Source organism: Streptomyces sp. NA02950 (assembly GCF_013364155.1).
In the GTDB taxonomy this organism is placed as follows: domain Bacteria; phylum Actinomycetota; class Actinomycetes; order Streptomycetales; family Streptomycetaceae; genus Streptomyces.
In genome coordinates this window covers 9,552,644-9,570,401 of record NZ_CP054916.1, presented here as the reverse complement: position 1 = coordinate 9,570,401, position 17,758 = coordinate 9,552,644, and the positions used below count along the sequence as shown (strand labels likewise).

The following is a 17,758-nucleotide window of genomic DNA, read 5'->3' as shown; positions in this document are numbered from 1 at the left end:
CTCTCCGGAAGCGCATGCGCGAGGACCGGGGCAGTGAGGCGGTGCAGGCCGCCATCATCACCCCCCTGTTAATCATGCTGGTGTGTCTGGCTCTCGCGGGAGGCCGTCTGGCGATGTCGGGCTCGAAGATCGACGCCGCCGCTGAAGATGCCGCGCGGGAAGCCTCCATCGCGCGAACGTCAACCACCGCCCAACAAGCGGCTACCGCGGCTGCGCGGGAATCCTTGCGCGACCAGGGTCTCAGCTGCGCGAGTACCAGCGTGGACACCAGCGGCCTCAACGCTCCGCTGGGGCAGGCCAGTTCGGTCACCGTGACCGTGCGGTGCACGGTCGACCTCACCGACCTGCTGCTACCCGCCCCGGGGTCCCGCACGCTGACCTCGACCTTCACCTCGGTCATCGACCAGTACCGGCAACGCGAAGGACACTAGATGCGCCTGAACCGAAGCGTGGCCGCGTTCTGCCGCTCCCGCTGTCCCACTGGCGACCGGGGCGGGGTCGCCGTCTACCTGGCCATCTGTGTCCTGCCGCTTCTGGCCATCATCGGTATCGCCGTCGACGGCGGCGGCAAAGCTCGGGCAGTGGAGCGCGCCGATGCCCTGGCCACCGAGGCCGCCCGAGCCGGCGGGCAGGCGATCGACCCCGGCCAGGCCATCCCCGGCCACGCCATCGTCGCCGACCCGCAAGCCGCTCAAGCAGCAGCACGCTCCTATCTGCGCGCCACCGGCACCCACGGCATCGTGCGGGTCTCCCCCGATGGCAAGTCCTTGACCGTGACCACCCACACCACCTACCGCACCAAGTTCCTGGCCGCCGCCGGCGTCGACACCCTCGCCGTGACCGGCCATGGAAAGGCCACCCTTCTCTACGGTGTCGACGCTCCCGAGGAAGGCCCGTAATGCCCCCTCCCCCACTGCCCACGAAACCCCGCCACGCAGTACTGCGCGGCCTGGCCGCCCTCCTGCTCCTGGCCGCCACCATCGCCGGGCTCCCTGTTCTCCTTGCAGTGGTCACCACAGCCCTATGGCACAGCGGCCACGACGACCTCACGCACCTGCTGGACCGCCAGGACACCGGCGGAGCCTTCCTCCTGGCCCTGGTCGCCATCGCCTGGATCGCCTGGGCCCACTTCACCTTCTGCGTGCTCGCCGAGATCCCAGCCCAGCTCCGCGGACGCGCACCGCGGCCCTCCCGCCGGATCAACGTCAGCCGCCACGCCGCTGCTGCCCTGATCAGCAGCGTCCTCGTCCTGCTGCCCACCGGCACCGCACTGGCCACACCCAGCCCGGCGGCCGCAGCCCCCACCGCCGAGTCCACCCCCGGCACCGCCAAGACCCACCACGACCAAGCCCCCTCCCCCACCGCCACCACGGAACGCGGCAAAGGGCAGCACACCTACACCGTGCAGGACACCCGTCCGGCCGAGAGCCTGTGGAGCATCGCGGAGAAGCAACTCGGCGACGGCGAACGGTGGAAGGAGATCGCCGCCCTGAACCAAGGCCGCACGATGACTGATGGCAGCCGCTTCGACGCCGACTCCTTCATCCAGCCCGGCTGGAAACTCCTCATGCCCGGCAGCCCAGGCTCCGGCTCCGGCGACCCTCATCAGGGCGGCTCTGGACGCACGGTCACCGTCGCGCCCGGCGACACACTCTCCACGATCGCCGAGGAGCAACTCGGGGACCCCGAGCGCTACGACGAGATCTTTGACCGGAACAAGGGCCACGCCGGGCCTGACGGCCGCCCCCTCACCGACCCGGACCAGATCCACCCCGGACAGCAACTCCTCCTACCCTCCCCCACCGCCCCGCACGACCGCGACACCCGCCCAGGGACGGATACCGAGCGGCGCCAGTCCGGTGACCACGAGAACAACCACGACAGCACCTCCCCCAGCCCCCGCAAGCCGGACCACGACACCCGCCGGCCGGACGCCAGCCCCCGCCCCCAGAACCCGCGGCATCACCACGACCGGAGCAGGGAGCACACCCCCGGCAGCAAGGACGGCCGTCGCGGCGAGGAGACGACACGACCACCCGCCACCCCGGCCCCCACACAGCAGCACACCGACACTTCGCATCGGTCCACGCCCGAGCCCGCCGCACATTCCGAGGGTGTCTCCGTGCGCACCACCGCGGGGGTTGGTGCCCTGCTGGCCGCCGTCCTGGTCGGCGGCATCGGCCTGCGGAGGCTCATCCAGCAGCGGCGACGCAAGCCCGGCGAGACCATCGCCATGCCCGAGGAGTCCAGCCGGCTGGAGCAGACGCTGACCGCCAGCGCCGCACCCGCCAGCGCCGAACTCCTCGATACCGCGCTGCGCACACTGGCCCACCAGGCCGCCCAAGCAGAGTCCACACTTCCCGTGGTGCGCGGCGCCCGGGTCACCGCGAGAACGGTCGAACTTCTCCCCGACACCCCCGGGGAGCCGATGCCGCCGTTCGCCGCCGGGACTGGCGACTGGTGGGCGCTGGACGCACAGGCCGAACTGCTGGAGCCGGAGCGGGCCCGGCAGGTTCAGGCCCCCTACCCGGGGCTGGCCACACTCGGCACCGATGCCGAGGGCACGCTGTACCTGGCCAACCTGCCCCAGCTTTCGACCCTGCTCATCCAAGGCGATCAGCCGCAGGTGGACGCGGTGTGTACGGCGATCGCGCTGGAAACCGGCATGAGCCCGTGGGCGGACCAGGCCGACATCCTTCTGATCGGCTTCGGACGTGAGCTGCCCCGCCTGCTGCCCACCAGCAGGGCCCGGCACCTCCCCCACGCCGCCGCGGCGATCCGCGACCTGGGCGAGCGGCTTTTGGAAGCGCACCAGGACCCCGAGCTCGGCGCCCAGCTGCCGTGGATGCTGATCTGCGCCAGCCGCATCAGCGAAGAGGAGGCGTGGCAGTTGGCCGACGCCCTCGACAAGGCCCGGGGCCTGAAGGTCGCCGCTGTCCTGCCCGAGAGCGGCATCGGCCATCTCTTCCCCAACGCCGAACAGCTCAACGCGGGAACCGATGAGGAGGCACAGGAACTGGAGGTGCTCGGCGCGCGGATTCAGGTCCAGTCCGTCTCCAGCACGGCCTACGAACAGCTGGTGGCCACCCTCGAAGTCACCGAGCAGCCGTCACGGCCCGCGGACGGCGCATGGGAGAAGGTACCGCCGGAGCCGCCCACGCCCCGCCCCATCCCCGCCCAAGGAGGCGAGGCTCTAGAGGACGCAGGTCCGGGAAACGACGAGCAGGCACCGGAAGGACCTTTCCCCGCCCTGATCGGAGCCGCCAGCGACCCAGCGGGGCTACGGCTCCTCTCCCCCTCCGCGCCTTCCCCCCGTCTCCCGCAGGACAGCGATGACATCGCCGACCCGGTCGAATGCCCCGCTGCTGAGCGAACCGACGTCGAGGCCGCTAAGCCCGAGCTCACCGACGCCGCCGCGGATCCCGGCAGTTCGACGGACCGGAACGCCGGGGACTCCCCCGCTCCGGGCTCTCCCACGGATGACGCGCCGGAGGTACCGACAGCGCGCGATCTACACGCTCCGGAAGTCCGGGTCCTGGGTCCCCTCGAAGTAACCGGCGTCGGGGCCTCCGGGCACGGCCCCAAGCTCACCGAGCTCGCCGTGCTGCTCTACTTCCGGCCCCACCGGGACACCGCGGGAATCTGCGAAGCCATGGACCCGGCCAACCCCTGGTCTACCAGCACCCTCAATTCCCGCATGTACGGGCTGCGCAACAAGTTGGGGGTCGACGCCGACGGCAACCCCTACGTCCCCCGCCGCACCCGCGGAACGGACAGCTACCGCCTGGCCCCCGCCGTTCGCTGTGACTGGACCATCTTCCAGCAACTCGCCGAGAGAGGCCTGACCGCAGCATCACCCACCACCGCGGCAGGCTACCTGGAGCAAGCTCTGAGCCTGGTGCGCGGTCGCCCCCTCGGCGGCCGGGACCTTCCCTGGGCGGCACCGCTACAGCAGGAGATGATCAGCCGGATCATCGATGTCGCTCACACTCTGGCCACCTACCGATCCGACCCCACTCATGGAGAGCTCGACCTCGAGGCAGCCCGCCGCGCCATCGCCGTGGGAATCGACGTCGAGCCCACCGCCGAACTCCTCTACCGCGACTGGATGCGCATCGAGCACGCCGCCGGTAACCGCGGCGGACTCCACACCGCCATCACCACACTCCAGCAGGCCATCCGCACGCTCGACCTCGACCTCGAGCCGGAGACCGAGCAGTTGATCAGTCTCCTGCTCATCAACACTCCGTCCACAAACGCGGTGTAGGAAGAAGGTCAGATGTTGATGAGGCAGCGGCGGCAGGTGGCAACTGACGGAAACGGACACGTGCCTGCAACCTCACCTGGGATCCACAAGGCCTTAATCGCCGTGGTCGTCGCCGGAGCGGTGGTGATCGCCGCGATCGGCTTCGCCGGCTCCTACGCGGCCGTACGCGATCTCGCACATGACAAGGGCTTCGGCGACTTCGCCAACGTCTTTCCCATCGGGATCGACGCCGGGATCGTCGTGCTGCTCGCCCTGGATCTGCTGCTCACCTGGATCCGAATCCCCTTTCCCCTGCTGCGCCAGACGGCCTGGCTGCTGACCGCCGCCACGATCGCCTTCAACGGCGCCGCCGCCTGGCCGGATCCGCTCGGGGTCGGGATGCACGCCGTGATCCCGGTGCTCTTCGTCGTCTCCGTCGAGGCGGCCCGGCACGCGGTCGGCCGGATCGCCGACATCACCGCCGACCGGCATATGGAGTCGGTCCGCATCGCCCGTTGGCTGCTCGCGCCGGTGCCCACCTTCCGGCTCTGGCGCCGGATGAAGCTGTGGGAGCTGCGCAGTTACGACGAGGTCATCAAGCTGGAGCAGGACCGGCTGGTCTACCGCGCCCGGCTGCGGGCCCGCTACGGGCGCGCCTGGCGCCGCAAGGCGCCCGTCGAGTCGCTGATGCCGCTGCGGCTCGCGCGGTACGGGGTACCGCTGAGGGACACCGCCCCGGCGGGGCTGGCCGCGGCCGGACTGGAGACGAACGCGGTCCTGCCGTCCGCGCTTCCGGCCGGCACGAGCACGGGCACGGGGGCGACGGCGGGTGCGGCCGACGCTACCCGGGCCGATGGTGATGACCCGGCTTTCCGGGAAACCCACCCCACACTCAAAGCCGATGGCGCCGGTCCCGCAGCTCCGTCTGCGGCGCCTGCCCCGAGGCTTGCCAACGAGGACGTGGTGCTGCCAGTCGGCGCCCGGGGGCGGCAGCTCGATGGCCACAGCGTGCTGAACGGCCAGGGCGTCCACGTCCCCGAGCAACGCGAGCCAGAGCCGTACCCCGAGCACGAACCGGTAGGGCGACCGTTGGCCGAGACGCCGAACGACATCCCGCTGGACGAGGTGTTCTACGGCGACTTCCGCCACCACCTCGACGACAACGGCACGTTCCCCTCTTCGTTCCAGTTCGGGCAGCTGCGGCAAACTGGTGACGTCACCGAGCTGACAAACCGCGTGCGTCACCCGACAAATGGAGATCACTCCCCCGCTCCCCCGGAGAAGCCGTACGTTCCCTCGGCACCCAGTCAAGAAGCGAACGACGCCCCCACTGGACCTCGCCCTGACACTGCCGAATCACCGAAGAAGCCCGCACCCGAACAGAGACACAGTGATCTACCATCACCCACAGAGACCGTGGCGGACCGCTACTACGACGCCTGGTGCGCCTACCGCGACAAACATGGCGAGCCGCCGAAGGGCGCCCAGCTCTCCCGATGGCTCTACGACCATGGCATAAAGGGACGAAGTAACGGAGCGGTCAGTCCCAGCACCCTGCGCCGTTACATTGCCGCCTTCCCCTGCTTCGAGATCTGGAACGAGCACTGCGACCTCCAGGGCAAAGAGCCGACTGCCGAGCAGCTACTGACAGCCCTGACCGAGCGCGGAGTGAAGCGTAATAACGGGGGCACACCATGGACACTCGAGGACCTTGAGCCCCTACTCCCTGACTTCCATCGGCGGCGCCGACTACGCTCCCCGATCCACCTCCCAATGCGCACCACGACCACTGCGCGATGACAGTTCGCGCTCTGTGCATCAGCCTCAATGCACAGACATCCCGCCTCGAACTCCCTGCTGATCCGACTGCGCAGCACGACGCCTTGCGCGATCTGATCGGGAAAAGCATAGATCGGGCTAAGTACCACCAGCAGGCACTCTTACACGTCCATGGCGATGGAGTCAGGATGCGGCTTCGTCCGACCTGCGTCACCGGCCAGCCCCAAGTCCGTCGATGTGCAGCACCAATGGAAGGTAGCGCTCGTATCTGAGTCAATGTCCCAAGGCACAAGGATCATGCGGCGGCTGCACACGATGGAGGTCTCAGGCACCACCGGAGGTGACGCCGGCGTAAGCGGTCCACTCGGCGGCGAGCCTGACTTGTCATCAGAGGAGCTTCCACTGCTCGAACCTGTCCTGACGACGAAGCCCGTTCACACGTCGCTCAACCTCCTGCAAGCTGCTTGGAGCATGGTTGACCTTCCGGGCATTGGTGGTGACCATCTGCAGCTCACGGATGGCGGCCAACGTACAGTACCCCGACCAGCGTGTGACATCCCAGCCGTAGGCCTCGGCGAAGGCCGCGTAATGCCCTTGTCCGTGGCCGAAACGCCGGCAGTGAACCTCCAGGGTGACCAGATCCCACTCCGGCTGACCGACAGCCACGGTATCCCAGTCGCAGAGGACAGCTTCGCCTTCAACGGTGTGGAGGGCGTTTCGGTGCTGCGGATCGCCCTGTATCACCCCCTCTGGTAGCTCGAACTGCACCGCACCAAGGTCGGCCTCAAGCTGATCGGCATACTCGACCAGAAACGACAGTCCCTCGTCGGGAAGGCAGGTGCTCGCCGCGAGTGACCGTCGGATCGTAGTGAGGTTGTCGTGATTCGGTAGAGCCACGGGTGGCGTGGTGATTGCGTGGAGGGCGCTAAGAGGCTTGGCGAGCTGGGCTGCAGCAACCGGATGATCAGGCTGGGGTAGGTAAGACCAGAAGGTAATGGCGTGCCGGTCAATGACGACGGGCTGGTCGGGGAGAAGCAGCGGGACGGTGGGGAATCCAGTATCCATAAGCCAGCGGACGAATTTGACCGTGCGCGCTACGTCATCGACGCGCGATCCCCTTCGCGCGATCTTGGCGACGACATGTTCCTTTTCGAGAAGGATGACCGCATTGGTGTGCCCTCGAAGGAGGCGTGCGTCGGAGCAGTCAAGGCCGATGGTCGCGCAGCCTCGTTTCAGGACCTGATGCATCTCGGACTCATCGAACCCGCCAGGGGCAGGTGCCGCTTCTGTCATGGGGTCCAGGCTGACCGATGAGAGGCGGTGCTGTCACCTCTGTCCAGGAGGGCGGCCAAGGATCTCGTGGAGCTGTCGTGCAGCTCGACCTCTCTGCGTATCGGAGGGAAGGGCCCCGATGACCTCGCGAGCTCGCTGTTCCACGATCGGAGTGCGGTGCTCCGGGGAGATTCTCAGGAACGTGACGCTAGCCAGTTGGCACGCCTCGACCGGATTGCCCTCGTGAGCCAGGCAGATGGCTGCCTCGAAACCGAGGAGTGCAGGGTCGATTCCAGTCTTGGTCGGGTAGAGCCGAAGGGCGGCCTCCTGAACGCGACGTGCCTGGCCTGTGCGACCCAGAGCTGTCAGGGTCCCACTCTCGTAAAGCCTAAACCTTCTCTCGGGAAAGGCGAATGCGTCGTTCTCTGTTGAGCCTCCGGCCTTGCTTTGCTCGAACGCCGCAGTGGCGTGCCGGAGCGCAGCATCCGCACCCTCGACATCACCCAGCTTCGCCAAGGCGCGTGCCTCAGCCGCTGACGCGAATGCCGCAGTGGCGCTGGGCCGACCGCGGCATATGATCCGAGCCTCCCGGGACAGACTGACCGCTGCCTCCAGCGGACCATAGTAGAAGGGCAGCATCGCGGCCTGTGCCCTCACCCTTGCCCGCACCTCGGTATTGCCGCTGTCATCCGCCGCGTTGCGCGCCGTGGCGTACCAGGACTGCGATCGGGGCAGTTGTCCCAGCTTCATCAGGGCATCAGCAATCAAGGTGGCGAGCATGGCAGTCAACTCCGACAGCCGGACCTGGACGGCAGCTGGCTGCCGGCTCACTGCCAGGTCCTCTACCTCCGACAAGTGGCCGAGGAGCACTGCGATCATCGGCGCAGGTGGCGTGTAGACATATTGCTCGCGTGCCCAGAGCACCTGCTCATCCAACAGATCCAGCTGGGTCGCACTGACAGTACCAACCGCCAGCGTGCGGTCCACCGACCGTCGTGCCGCGTCCACTTGCTGTTCGAAAGACCCGGCCACGAACGGCCCCGGCGAGACCGGGGGTGCAACTAGCGGATCAACAGGAACAGCAGTACTCGACGAATCCTGGACGGCTGCGGCTGCGGGCCCAAACCCCAAATCCTGGGATCCACACCCGTAGTACTCGCAGAGCAGTCCGACGGTGGCAGGGCGCGGTTGGTGCCGACCAGTCTCCCAGTGCCCAAGCTGATCACCATCCACCCTTGGAGCGTCTGCACGCCCCTTGCTCAGGGTATTCAGACCGTCAGCGACTTCCTTCAGGGTCAGCCCCCGGGCCAGGCGCTGGGCACGCAGCGAGGTTACCGAGCAGTGAACCCGGATGGCTTGCGCCACCTGGCGGGGGGACTCGCCACGCCGATAGGCCATCTCCCTTAGCTGCTTGGCGCATGACGGACGGTGCGGCTTCACGTCCACGATTTCCCCCTCAGCTGGCTCTTTACTCAGAAAGGGTAGTGACGTCCTATCGGCTATGCGTTCAAAACAGCGATCTCTTTACAGTGAAGCGCCCGAATCAGTAACTTGACGCCTTCCAAAGTCACTGATCAGTGATGCATCAAGGTTGTCCGCTCGTGGCGCCAGGGGGGAATCTTGCTGAACTCGAACGGCCAACAAGCTTCTCAATGGCTAGAGGCCTGACATCGCGTCACCGAGTCTACGAGTGCCGTGGTTCCGAAGAATGGCATCCGGCGCAGAACAGGAGGTGAATATCGTGACAGCCGCCCTGCAGCGTACAGACACGATGGAACGTCACCGTTCCCAAGCAGCGGGAGAGCTCGAGAGTCTCCCGCAGTCCGTCGTACCAGTCCTCTGCACGGGTGAGATCTCGAGCCGCCAGCGCCGGAATCTAAACGTCGAGCCTGCCCGGCTCGTCCCAGCGGCAACCGTCCATGCGTTGATCACCGCTCTGCACAAGTCGTTCGTCTCCGACGAGGGAATCGACGACGACCTGGACACGGCCATCGGCTTGCAGTCCGCCCTGCTCACCATGGAGGACGTTCAAGGACTGGCACCGCGCATCCACCGCCACCTGCACCAGTTGCTGAACATGCTGGTCCAGCGTGCCGCCAGAGTCCAAAGTCCGGATCTCACGGTGTTCGCGAACCGAGCTCGCCAGCTTGACCTTCACACCCTGCCCGCTAATTTCGCATCAGCCCGAGGATACGTGCGCCGACTGGCACTGCTCACCGAAGACGTCCTCGAGGTGCTGAGAGCCGAGGCAGCAGACACAGCTGGCTCCACCTCGGTCGAGGAATGGTGGTCAGTATGACCATGCCCCGCGGCTACTGGTGCCAGGTCATCTACACGGAACCAGGCCAGCGCGACGCCGTGGCACTGAGCACAACGACGGGCTTCCCCGGCCGCACGATCACCTGGCTCAGGACGAACGTACGGAACATCGCCGTCAATCTGGATCGCGACTCCTTCGGCATCGTCTGGGCATGGCTCGGCGACCACCAAGGCGCGGGCGCCGCCGTCCACAATCTGCACAAGGACATCCCCTACACCGCACGTCTTGGTAGTAACGAGCGCCCTGTGTGGCTCATCGTCCACCCGGTCTCGTGCCTGGACCTCGTCGATACCTGCACTGGCTCCTCCCCACGCGTCTTGTCCGCTCTCAGCCCGGTCCGCGTGCTTCACGGTCAGACGGCGAGCCCTCTGCACTGCCCTGCCCAACGGAGGTCCGCATGAACAGCCTGCCCCCGTCTAATGACCGAGCGGCTCTCGTGATGGCTGCGCACGAGCTACGCTCCGCTCTGCAACAGGCGGGGATCAACGGTCCATGTCCCGCGATCGGACTGCACGGCCCTCTCATCGGGCTCAGTACCGTCACCTCTGCTGAGGCCGTTGAGCTGGCCCGATTGATCCGCAAAGGCATGCGAGAGACCTTCAAGGTTGCCCGGCGACTGCGAAGGGGGTTCCTCGCGCACGACCTGGACGTGCCTGACCTGAAGGTGGACAGCGGTCGCATCATGCTCGGAGAGGTCTCCGTTCCCACCGCCGCGCGACTCGCCATCCTGCTCGGCGCCCCACGGGACGAAGTCGAAGCCGGAGCCGACGCGAGGGAATGCGCGGCCAGGTGGGCCCACCAGGTGCGAGTTCGTGACCTGCTCTCCGACGCGTACAAGGCCGTCACCGGTTGCCTTCTTGTCGATCTGTACGCCCACCCGGACTGCATCCGATGCAATCAAGAGCCTGCCATCCAGCTCGGCACCATCGATATCGATCCCGCCCAGCGTCTGCTGGCAACCCTTCGAGGCACCGTTCCCTGAAGCCGGTCGCCGGTGCGGACCGGAATCGACGCACCGGCGGCCTCTCTACGTGGGTCCTCTCTGTCCCGGTGCGGACGCCATACACCCGCCCCTATGGCAGCCCCGGGACACCCCCGGAAAGGACGGCGCCACTGCCCATCCACCATCGCTGGGAGCTGGTGCCCCGGCCGCCCTCGCCCGCAGTCACCGAGTGGCGGCCGGCCACGGCCATCCCCTAACCCATCCCCTGGACCACATCGAGGAGACATCTGTGTCCGCCGTGCCCACCGCGTAGGCAGGGCGAACCCGAGCCCGGCCGGGGTTCATCCGCGCCCTCAGCGGCTGGCAATGGAGCAGATGCTGTGCCATGTGTGCGAGCTGGAGGCCGAAACCAATGAGCTGGGTGTGCTGTGGATGGAGCCCCATTGACCCTGCAACCCCCATCCGCCCGTCAACGGCCCGCCCACCGGTCTGCGTGTCCTGCGCCATGGATCACGGGACCGGTGCCCGGATCAGGTGAACCGGCGTGCACACCTTCCGTGTTACGCCCCCGATGCCCGAGTACGTCATGGGCACACACCACTACCCGAGCCTCAACGGAGTCCTGGCCGCCCACGGCTCACTGGAGACGAGCTACCAAGACAGCGAAGTGACGTAGATCCTGGCGCACCTGCCCATCTCCCTCGACGACTCCTTCATTGGCAGTACAGCGTCTCCGCGGAGCCCCTCGTCAGCCGATCTCCAACCACCGCACGACGTTCCCCACCCCGCAGGAAGGACCAGCCCCATGTGCCCGCACACCCCAAGGTGCCCTGCGGCCGACGCCACCGACGCGGACGCCGCCCACCCCATCGCCATCCGTTTAGAACAGGGCTGGACACTGCTGTGCAACGGTGTCCTGCTCTTCGACGACACCGGCGAGATCAGGCCTGATCTGGAGGTCGTCCCACCCCGCCGCGTGGCGACCACCGCACATGGGGAGAAGGCGGCAGCATGAGCGGCGAGGTGCAGAGGCAAACAGCAGAATCCAGCTCCACACCCTCGGACTCCGCAGGCACCCGTCGTGCGTTGCGCGCTGACCTGCTGCGCCTGGGGCGGATCGGCGGCGCAAGGTCCGCGAGCTCATCTGCCGCCGTCATCGAAGGCCACGCCCTCATCGACCGACACACCGACCCGTGGGTGCCGCTGGCCGAGTGCCGCCGAGAAGCCGCAGCCGGTTCACCAGCGGACCAGGCCCGATGGTCCCGGCTGATCGAGGCGGTCACCCACCCTCCGAACCCGACCGATGCGTCGTACGAAAAGCTGATCGTACGCGTGGGCAATGCACGAGACCTCCTACGCACACTGGCGGACACCCTGCCTCCGTTCGTGCCGGTCGCAGATGTCGCCCAGCGGATCGAGCAACGGATCAAGGCAGGTACCTACCCTCCCGGTGCGGTCCTGGCACCTGGCCGGATCGCCGCGGACCTGGCCCTCCCTCTCCAAAGCGTCCATCTGGCCCTGGCTGACCTTGCGGACACAAGCGTGATCGAGCAGCAGGCCAACGGTCGCGCCCGAGTCCCCGGTGCACACCCTCTCAACGACCGGCCCCGCCAACTCGCCCAACACCTACGCGAACTGGCAGCGGGCGGCGCCTTCAGTACCGGCACAGCACTGCCGGACCGACGGGAACTGTGCCGCATCCTGGTCACGGGAAAGAAGCCGCTGGCCATCGCACTGCGCCTCCTGCTCGAAGAGGGCTTGCTGGAGCGCGGTACTCACCGGCGGCTGACCGTGCGTCGAGATGCAGTGAAGCAAACCAACCCAGCCCCGCGCCGCCTTCCCGAACCAGCCCCGAACCTGAAGGGCCTTCACACAGACGAGATCCGAGAGGCAGTACGCCAGGCACGCACCTGGTGGAACGCACGACTCTCACCAACGCCTGGCGCACTGGATCAGGTCATCGACCAGCTCAACGCGGCAGCTCATCAACTAGCCGACCGGGCCCAACGTGGGCCCCTCCCGCCATCCACCACGCGCCAGGAGTTGTCCACTCTTATCGCGCGCACGACCATCACAGCCACCGCCGTACACCATCCCCACTACCAGCTCCGGATATGGCACACAGCCTGCCTCGCCACGGCCGTGGGCGACCTGCTGGCGCTCCTCGACGTCATTGACCGCTTCCGCCCGGTCGGCTCCACCACGACCCCCTTACGGCGTGACGTCGAGAGCGCGCTGCTGCATGTGCGGTTACCCGCCGTCGAATCAACCTGACGAAGAGGGAAGCGGCCCGTGTACACGGTCTCGGGCATGGACGTGATCAGGTACCGCTCATTGAGTCGGACCACCACGTCATCCGGCTCACGTCGACAGTGACTGGCTTTCGGACAATCTCAACCACCTGTCCGTCGAGACCTGACGGGGGCGGCCGGTCCGGCGCGTGGAAGCGGAAGGGGCAGGCACCTTGCCTAGACGTTGCGACGCAGCAGCTGACCTGCCCCAATGCCGCTACGACTTCGGTCAGTTGAGCTAACGGAGGAGTACGCGGCAGCGACCGGAACGCGATCGCCAAGGTCGGCTGCTGAACGTCAGACCTTGTGAACTGATACCTCGAACCACCGGAAGGAGGACCGTCCCATGGCTGAGTGGCTGCCCGAACACGATGAGGCGACACGTCTGCGTAATACCGGATGGTGGGGCGTTCCCAGCCATGTCATCCGAGCCCACTCGCTGGCCGTCCCGGACGACCAGCTCCCCGGGGGCGAGGCATCTCCGAGCGGCATGTCCTAATTCTCATCTCCTGGCCTTGAACGCACCACCCATCGGGGGCCAGGTCGGCAAGAGCACATCCATTCCCTACTGGAGGAACAGAGATGGCAACGACGACGAGCAGTACATCGCCGCGCGACCTCGCTTTGACCCAGACAGCGGACGAGCCGGACGGCTTCGTCCTCGACATCACCCTGCTGGAGATCGCGGACCCCGCCGGTCTGGTCAACATGACCGACGACAACTGCGGTTCCACTTGCCAGAAGACGACCTGCATCAGCGCCGTCTGACCCTCGGTCGGCCGGGCGCTTCCTGGCGGGGTATCACCGCCAGGTGGCGTCCGGCTGTCAGCACCGAACTACGACTCCGGGAAGGCCACGTGAGGTCAACAGATATCGCCGCGAGGGGCTATCGCGCGATGGACTGGGCGTTGATCCGGTCGGTCCCCCACGGCTCGCTGTCCCTGCCAGCGTGGCCGAACCTGAGCGGCACCGCTGACGGCCAGGTCTATCAGCAGGTGGAATGGCTGCGACGGGTCTGGGCGACCGCCGCCGTCTCCGAGGCGATCAGCTACGCCAGCCCAGGACTCGCCCGGCAAGTCCAGCACCTGCGGGCCTCAGATGCCCCGGAGCCGCGGCAGACCCGCCGTGCGGCACTTTCTGTGGCCCGCTACCTGCTGCGGATGACCGGGCGTCCCACCCCGTCCGGCCTGTTCGCCGGAGTAGCACACGCTTCGTTCGGAGACCGACCCGACCTGCGGTGGGGCACAAACCATCGGGCGGTGGCCCGAGCCGACGCCGAGTGGAACCGGTCCCCCACCATGCTCTGGAACGGCGGAGTAACCTTCCCCAAGTCATGCAAACAAGCCCAACAACCCACCAACCGCCGCGACGCACCCTCATCCAACTCCAGGCACTCAGCGATCCGCCGCCGGGACCGATGCCCCAGCATCACATCCCACAACCGACCAGCCATAGCCGCCGTATCGAGCAGATGACACACCAACGGATAAGGCCACGGCAGACCCCGTGCCTTCCCCCACAACCGCGCATCAAGGAAACTCCCGGCAGCGGCGCACGCGGCTCGTCGGGCAGCCCCGGGCCCCGCGCCAGGACCGGTGGCGTAACGGCCTCACGCCCGTCGCGGCTCATGGCCGCGTGTTGTAGTGCTGGACCATCTGTAGACGGACCGCGCGGTTGCCGACCATAGCGGTGAGCGGGGAGTGGCCGGTGCCGCCTGGGCTGAAGTCCTGGCGGCATGGGACCGCTCCGCGATGAGCTGTCAGGTGGGTGTCCAGCCTCGCACTTCGAGGTGGGTGATCTGCGCACCGGGTGCGAGGCGGCCGGTCTCCACCATCCAGGCGCGTACCGCGGCGGCGACGTCGCCGCCGTGCGCGTCGACCCGGGCCTTCCACTCCCGTGCGTCGAACCCGGCTTCGCCCAGGCCGGGGCCGGCGCTGTTGCCGTACGCGCGCTCTTCGGTGCTGTCCTTGCGCTGGACGACGTTGCGGCGCACGCCCGGTGAGTCGGCCCAGCGGCCGGAGTCGATGAGGAAGTACTTCTTCTTCGCCCGGACGGTGAACGCGATCCGGCCCTGGGCCGCGGCGGTGTTCTCCACCACCGGCCGTAGCCGGGACGCGCCGGAGGCGATGTGCTGCTTGGCGGCGCGGGCCATCGTGGAGTGGCCCGGAGTGGCGACGACGTCTTTGGTGCGCACCCGGGCCGTCTTCCCAGCCTTGGTCCGGCGGCGGTGAACGTACGGCTGCGCCACCGCCTTGAGTTCCGCGACCGTGGTGGCGGTCCCGACCTGCAGTTCCTGGACTGCGTACCGCAGAGCCTCCTCGTAGGAGGCTCCTTTGCCCTTGGTGAAGAACTGGGAGACCAGGGATGGGTTGCGGCCGATGATTTCGCCGACGTCGCGCTTGGTGAAACCGGCGCTCAGCAACTCCCGGGTGAGCCGAGCCGCCTCATTCAGCTGTGGCTGACCAGCACGGCCACGGCGGCCGGTCGCTTGGCGTCTGCGTGGTGTCACGCCGCCTCCTCGAGGTCGTTGCGGCAGGCGTGATCGGAGTAGGTGACGGTGTCGTCGCGGAGCAGGCCATCGCCCGTCGCACCGCATGCATGGCGGTGCCATTCTGCGTGCCAGGTCACCTCGGTGTTGCAGCCCCAATCCTGCTGAGAGAGCACGGTGGCTTCGTCCGCCGACATCTGCTCACCGGTGGTGTCACCCGCCAGGTGTTCCCGCTGGCCGCCCCACTGCACTCTGTTGCTCATAGCCCGGCCTCTTGCTCCTCGGCGAGGTGGGCGCGGCCGAGGGTTTGCAGCGACAGCAGTTCCTCCTCCGTACGCGGGCCGGTGAACGGCCCGGGCAGGTGGCCCTTCTTGAGGTAATCGCCCGGCTGTCCGTGATACGGCCAGGCCGCGTCGTGGGTGGTGTAGATGGCGTCGGTGCGGAACGCCACGATGGAGTCGGGTGGCAGGTGCAGTGCGCCGACGTAGGCGTTGTCCTCGCGCATCTTCGTCGACAGCAGCGCAGCCCGGGCACCGGACCATACTCCGGCGGCCCACTCCGGGTGCGTGTACGGGTCGCGGGAGAACCCGGCGCTGCGCTGCCAGGTGATCGTCTCACCGTCGGAGCCGATGATCTGCGCACCGGCCGGGATCTCGTGCTCATGACCGACCGGCACCGAGCGGGTAATGATCCTGGGGCGCTGGGCAAAGCCACCAATGCCATACAGCAGGATGCTGCGTACCGCCCGCGAGGCGAGGTGGGCGGCGGTGCGCTGTCGCTCATCCCCGTGGTTGGCTGCGAGGGCCTGGAGGGATGCCCAGGCGTCTTTCAGCTTGGTCGACCAGTCGCGCAGCGGGGTGCTGGATTCCCAGAGCAGGCCGTCGAGGATCTCGATCCGCCAGGGGGTGATCGGGTTGCGCAGGGCGAGGTTGACTTCCGCGCCCCCGGCCCAGGTGGTGAAGGTCTGGCCGGGCTCGGCTGGGTAGTACCAGGCCCGGTCTCCCGCGGCTGGCGCCGGGAGGATCCCGACGTGGTCCCAGCGGTCGGGCACGGTGACCCGGATCTGCCAGTGTGAGGGGGCGAAGAGTGCGTTGGTCTGCTCTTTTTCGGTCATCGCGGCGAAGGCGGCCGCGGTGATGCGGCGGGGTGCGCCGACGCCGGAGGCCCAGGTGTGCTTGGCGTAGGCGAAGGTGCGGTCGTACTCCACCAGCTGCGGGAGTTTGTCCGGCACGCGTGGCGGGGTGATGAGCTCGGTGCGACCCTGTCCGGCGGTGGCGTGCAGCAGTCCGCGGATCTCCTCCGACATCACCGGGTAGCCCTCGGCCCACCGCGACCCAGCCTTCGCCGGGATGGTGCGCGACCACAGGTCGCGGCCGGTCTGCGAGGGCGAGCCCATCAACGTCACATCCGGCCAGTGCCGGTGCAGTGCCCTCCACAGCATCACGAAGGCGTCCCGCACAGTTGCGGGGTCAGCGCCGTCGGAGTCGAACCACTCCCCCACCGAGCGGATTTCGGTGTGTTGGTCGCCGCGCTGCCAGCGGCCCACCGGGTTACGCGGGTGGACCAGGTGTCCTGCCAGGCGGTCCTTGCCGCGTGAGGACTCCACCTGCCAGCCGGGTACTGGGGCGTTGAGCCAGGCGGCGACGGCATCACGCAGGAAGGGGTACCGGTCGGTGTCGCGGTGCCACGGGTCGCCGGCGGTGATGTAGATCCGCTCCACGCTGTCGGGAACGGTGGCGTACACAGCGGTGAGGATCTCGGACACGCTGGCGGTGCCCAAATCCAGGCGCACGGTCTGGTCGCGGTGAACGAGAACACCGGTGTTCGTGTCGAGGAATGCCATCTGGCGCGGTTGCTGAGTGAAGGTGGGCCGCTTTGAGGCGAGGTTCGGCGCCGGTGCACACCAGGCGTCACCGCGTTCCCCGGGCGGGATCGACGGCAGCTCCCGTACCTGCGGCTCAGGCGCAGAAGCGGCGACTGCCGGCCCGGGCTGGTCCAGCGCGCCTTCCACAGCCTCCGGCACGCCGTCGTCCGCTGCTCGCAGGTCCGTGTCGAGGGCGGCACCGTTGTCGGCGGCTGCAGGCCCCTGTTGACGGCGCAGGTCCGGGGCAGGAGCGCCGGCAGGGCCCGGCGCCGGGGCAGCGGGGGCGGCTGGCGTCGGCTGCGCGGAAGGCGGCTGCTGGGGGCCGAGATGCGGGACCAGGGCGACGACGTCGACGACGCTCAGTCCAGCCGCCGGGGCGATCCGTTCGGCCTTAGCCTTCTCAAACGTCCCCAAGGCCACGATCCGCTTGTCCCGGTCCGACTCCAGACGCTGCAGCTCCTTGCGCACTGCCTTGATGTCGTCGCGAACTCGACGCAGCTCGCCAAGAGCTGCGGTGAATTCTTTGCTGTCCATCACGGTCTCTTCCCGGCGTTG

The 17,758-nt window shown here is 67.7% G+C and carries 17 protein-coding genes and 2 pseudogenes; 13 read left to right on the top strand and 6 right to left on the bottom strand.

Annotated features, from left to right (window positions below):
* Positions 1–14: 14 nt before the first annotated feature.
* Genes HUT19_RS40970 through HUT19_RS43860 form a run of 4 tightly spaced genes read left to right on the top strand, consistent with a single transcriptional unit; the run spans position 15 to position 6,046 of the window.
* Positions 15–431 carry a TadE/TadG family type IV pilus assembly protein gene (locus HUT19_RS40970; protein ID WP_254885329.1) on the top strand — a complete coding sequence of 139 codons (417 nt, stop codon included), beginning with the start codon at positions 15–17 and terminating at the stop codon, positions 429–431.
* The gene (locus tag HUT19_RS40965) at positions 432–899 is read left to right on the top strand and encodes a pilus assembly protein TadG-related protein (protein WP_176178512.1); all 468 of its coding nucleotides are present in this window, start codon (positions 432–434) and stop codon (positions 897–899) included.
* Positions 899–4,267: a LysM peptidoglycan-binding domain-containing protein gene (locus HUT19_RS40960; RefSeq protein ID WP_176178513.1), complete on the top strand. Its 3,369-nt coding sequence runs from the start codon at positions 899–901 to the stop codon at positions 4,265–4,267. The genes HUT19_RS40965 and HUT19_RS40960 overlap by 1 nt, the downstream gene beginning before the upstream one ends.
* A 60-nt stretch (positions 4,268–4,327) precedes the next feature.
* Entirely contained in the window at positions 4,328–6,046 is a 1,719-nt protein-coding gene (locus tag HUT19_RS43860) for a DUF2637 domain-containing protein (RefSeq protein WP_254885330.1), read from the top strand.
* A 366-nt stretch (positions 6,047–6,412) separates the two neighbouring features.
* Here HUT19_RS43860 and HUT19_RS40950 read toward each other — a convergent pair whose 3' ends face one another.
* The gene (locus tag HUT19_RS40950; RefSeq protein WP_176178514.1) at positions 6,413–7,318 is read right to left on the bottom strand and encodes a phosphotransferase; all 906 of its coding nucleotides are present in this window, start codon (positions 7,316–7,318) and stop codon (positions 6,413–6,415) included.
* Positions 7,319–7,351: 33 nt separating this feature from the next.
* Complete coding sequence (locus HUT19_RS40945; protein ID WP_176178515.1) at positions 7,352–8,743, bottom strand: helix-turn-helix transcriptional regulator; 1,392 nt, start codon at positions 8,741–8,743, stop codon at positions 7,352–7,354.
* Positions 8,744–9,221: 478 nt separating this feature from the next.
* Between HUT19_RS40945 and HUT19_RS40940 the strand changes: the two genes are divergently transcribed.
* The 9 genes and pseudogenes from HUT19_RS40940 to HUT19_RS44505 form a co-directional block, all read left to right on the top strand.
* Entirely contained in the window at positions 9,222–9,596 is a 375-nt protein-coding gene (locus HUT19_RS40940; RefSeq protein WP_176178516.1) for a DUF6415 family natural product biosynthesis protein, read from the top strand.
* Positions 9,593–10,018, top strand: a complete 426-nt coding sequence (locus HUT19_RS40935) for a hypothetical protein (protein ID WP_176178517.1) — start codon at positions 9,593–9,595, stop codon at positions 10,016–10,018. The genes HUT19_RS40940 and HUT19_RS40935 overlap by 4 nt, the downstream gene beginning before the upstream one ends.
* Positions 10,015–10,599 (top strand): hypothetical protein, encoded by a 585-nt coding sequence (locus tag HUT19_RS40930; protein WP_176178518.1) that lies wholly within the window; start codon positions 10,015–10,017, stop codon positions 10,597–10,599. The genes HUT19_RS40935 and HUT19_RS40930 overlap by 4 nt, the downstream gene beginning before the upstream one ends.
* A 505-nt stretch (positions 10,600–11,104) precedes the next feature.
* Positions 11,105–11,236 carry a hypothetical protein gene (locus tag HUT19_RS44125; RefSeq protein ID WP_303331496.1) on the top strand — a complete coding sequence of 44 codons (132 nt, stop codon included), beginning with the start codon at positions 11,105–11,107 and terminating at the stop codon, positions 11,234–11,236.
* 129 nt (positions 11,237–11,365) lie between these two features.
* Complete coding sequence (locus tag HUT19_RS40925; protein WP_176178519.1) at positions 11,366–11,575, top strand: DUF5999 family protein; 210 nt, start codon at positions 11,366–11,368, stop codon at positions 11,573–11,575.
* Positions 11,572–12,834, top strand: coding sequence for a GntR family transcriptional regulator (locus HUT19_RS40920; RefSeq protein WP_176178520.1), 1,263 nt, complete (start codon positions 11,572–11,574; stop codon positions 12,832–12,834). Before HUT19_RS40925 ends, HUT19_RS40920 begins: the two co-directional genes overlap by 4 nt.
* A 363-nt stretch (positions 12,835–13,197) precedes the next feature.
* Positions 13,198–13,350, top strand: coding sequence for a hypothetical protein (locus HUT19_RS40915; protein ID WP_176178521.1), 153 nt, complete (start codon positions 13,198–13,200; stop codon positions 13,348–13,350).
* A gap of 83 nt (positions 13,351–13,433) precedes the next feature.
* Positions 13,434–13,619 (top strand): FxLD family lanthipeptide, encoded by a 186-nt coding sequence (locus tag HUT19_RS40910; RefSeq protein ID WP_176178522.1) that lies wholly within the window; start codon positions 13,434–13,436, stop codon positions 13,617–13,619.
* 128 nt (positions 13,620–13,747) lie between these two features.
* Positions 13,748–14,122: pseudogene (locus HUT19_RS44505) on the top strand (lantibiotic dehydratase); the annotation flags it as partial.
* Here the strand turns inward: HUT19_RS44505 and HUT19_RS40905 are convergent.
* From HUT19_RS40905 to HUT19_RS40890, 4 genes and pseudogenes are all read right to left on the bottom strand, one after another.
* Positions 14,095–14,373 (bottom strand): annotated as a pseudogene (locus HUT19_RS40905) (CRISPR-associated endonuclease Cas3''); the annotation flags it as partial. The pseudogenes HUT19_RS44505 and HUT19_RS40905 sit on opposite strands and share 28 nt — an antisense overlap.
* Positions 14,374–14,610: 237 nt before the next feature.
* Positions 14,611–15,360 carry a hypothetical protein gene (locus tag HUT19_RS40900; protein WP_176178524.1) on the bottom strand — a complete coding sequence of 250 codons (750 nt, stop codon included), beginning with the start codon at positions 15,358–15,360 and terminating at the stop codon, positions 14,611–14,613.
* Positions 15,357–15,602 (bottom strand): hypothetical protein, encoded by a 246-nt coding sequence (locus HUT19_RS40895; protein ID WP_176178525.1) that lies wholly within the window; start codon positions 15,600–15,602, stop codon positions 15,357–15,359. The genes HUT19_RS40900 and HUT19_RS40895 overlap by 4 nt, the downstream gene beginning before the upstream one ends.
* The gene (locus tag HUT19_RS40890) at positions 15,599–17,737 is read right to left on the bottom strand and encodes a hypothetical protein (protein WP_176178526.1); all 2,139 of its coding nucleotides are present in this window, start codon (positions 17,735–17,737) and stop codon (positions 15,599–15,601) included. The genes HUT19_RS40895 and HUT19_RS40890 overlap by 4 nt, the downstream gene beginning before the upstream one ends.
* Between the last annotated feature and the right edge of the window lie 21 nt (positions 17,738–17,758).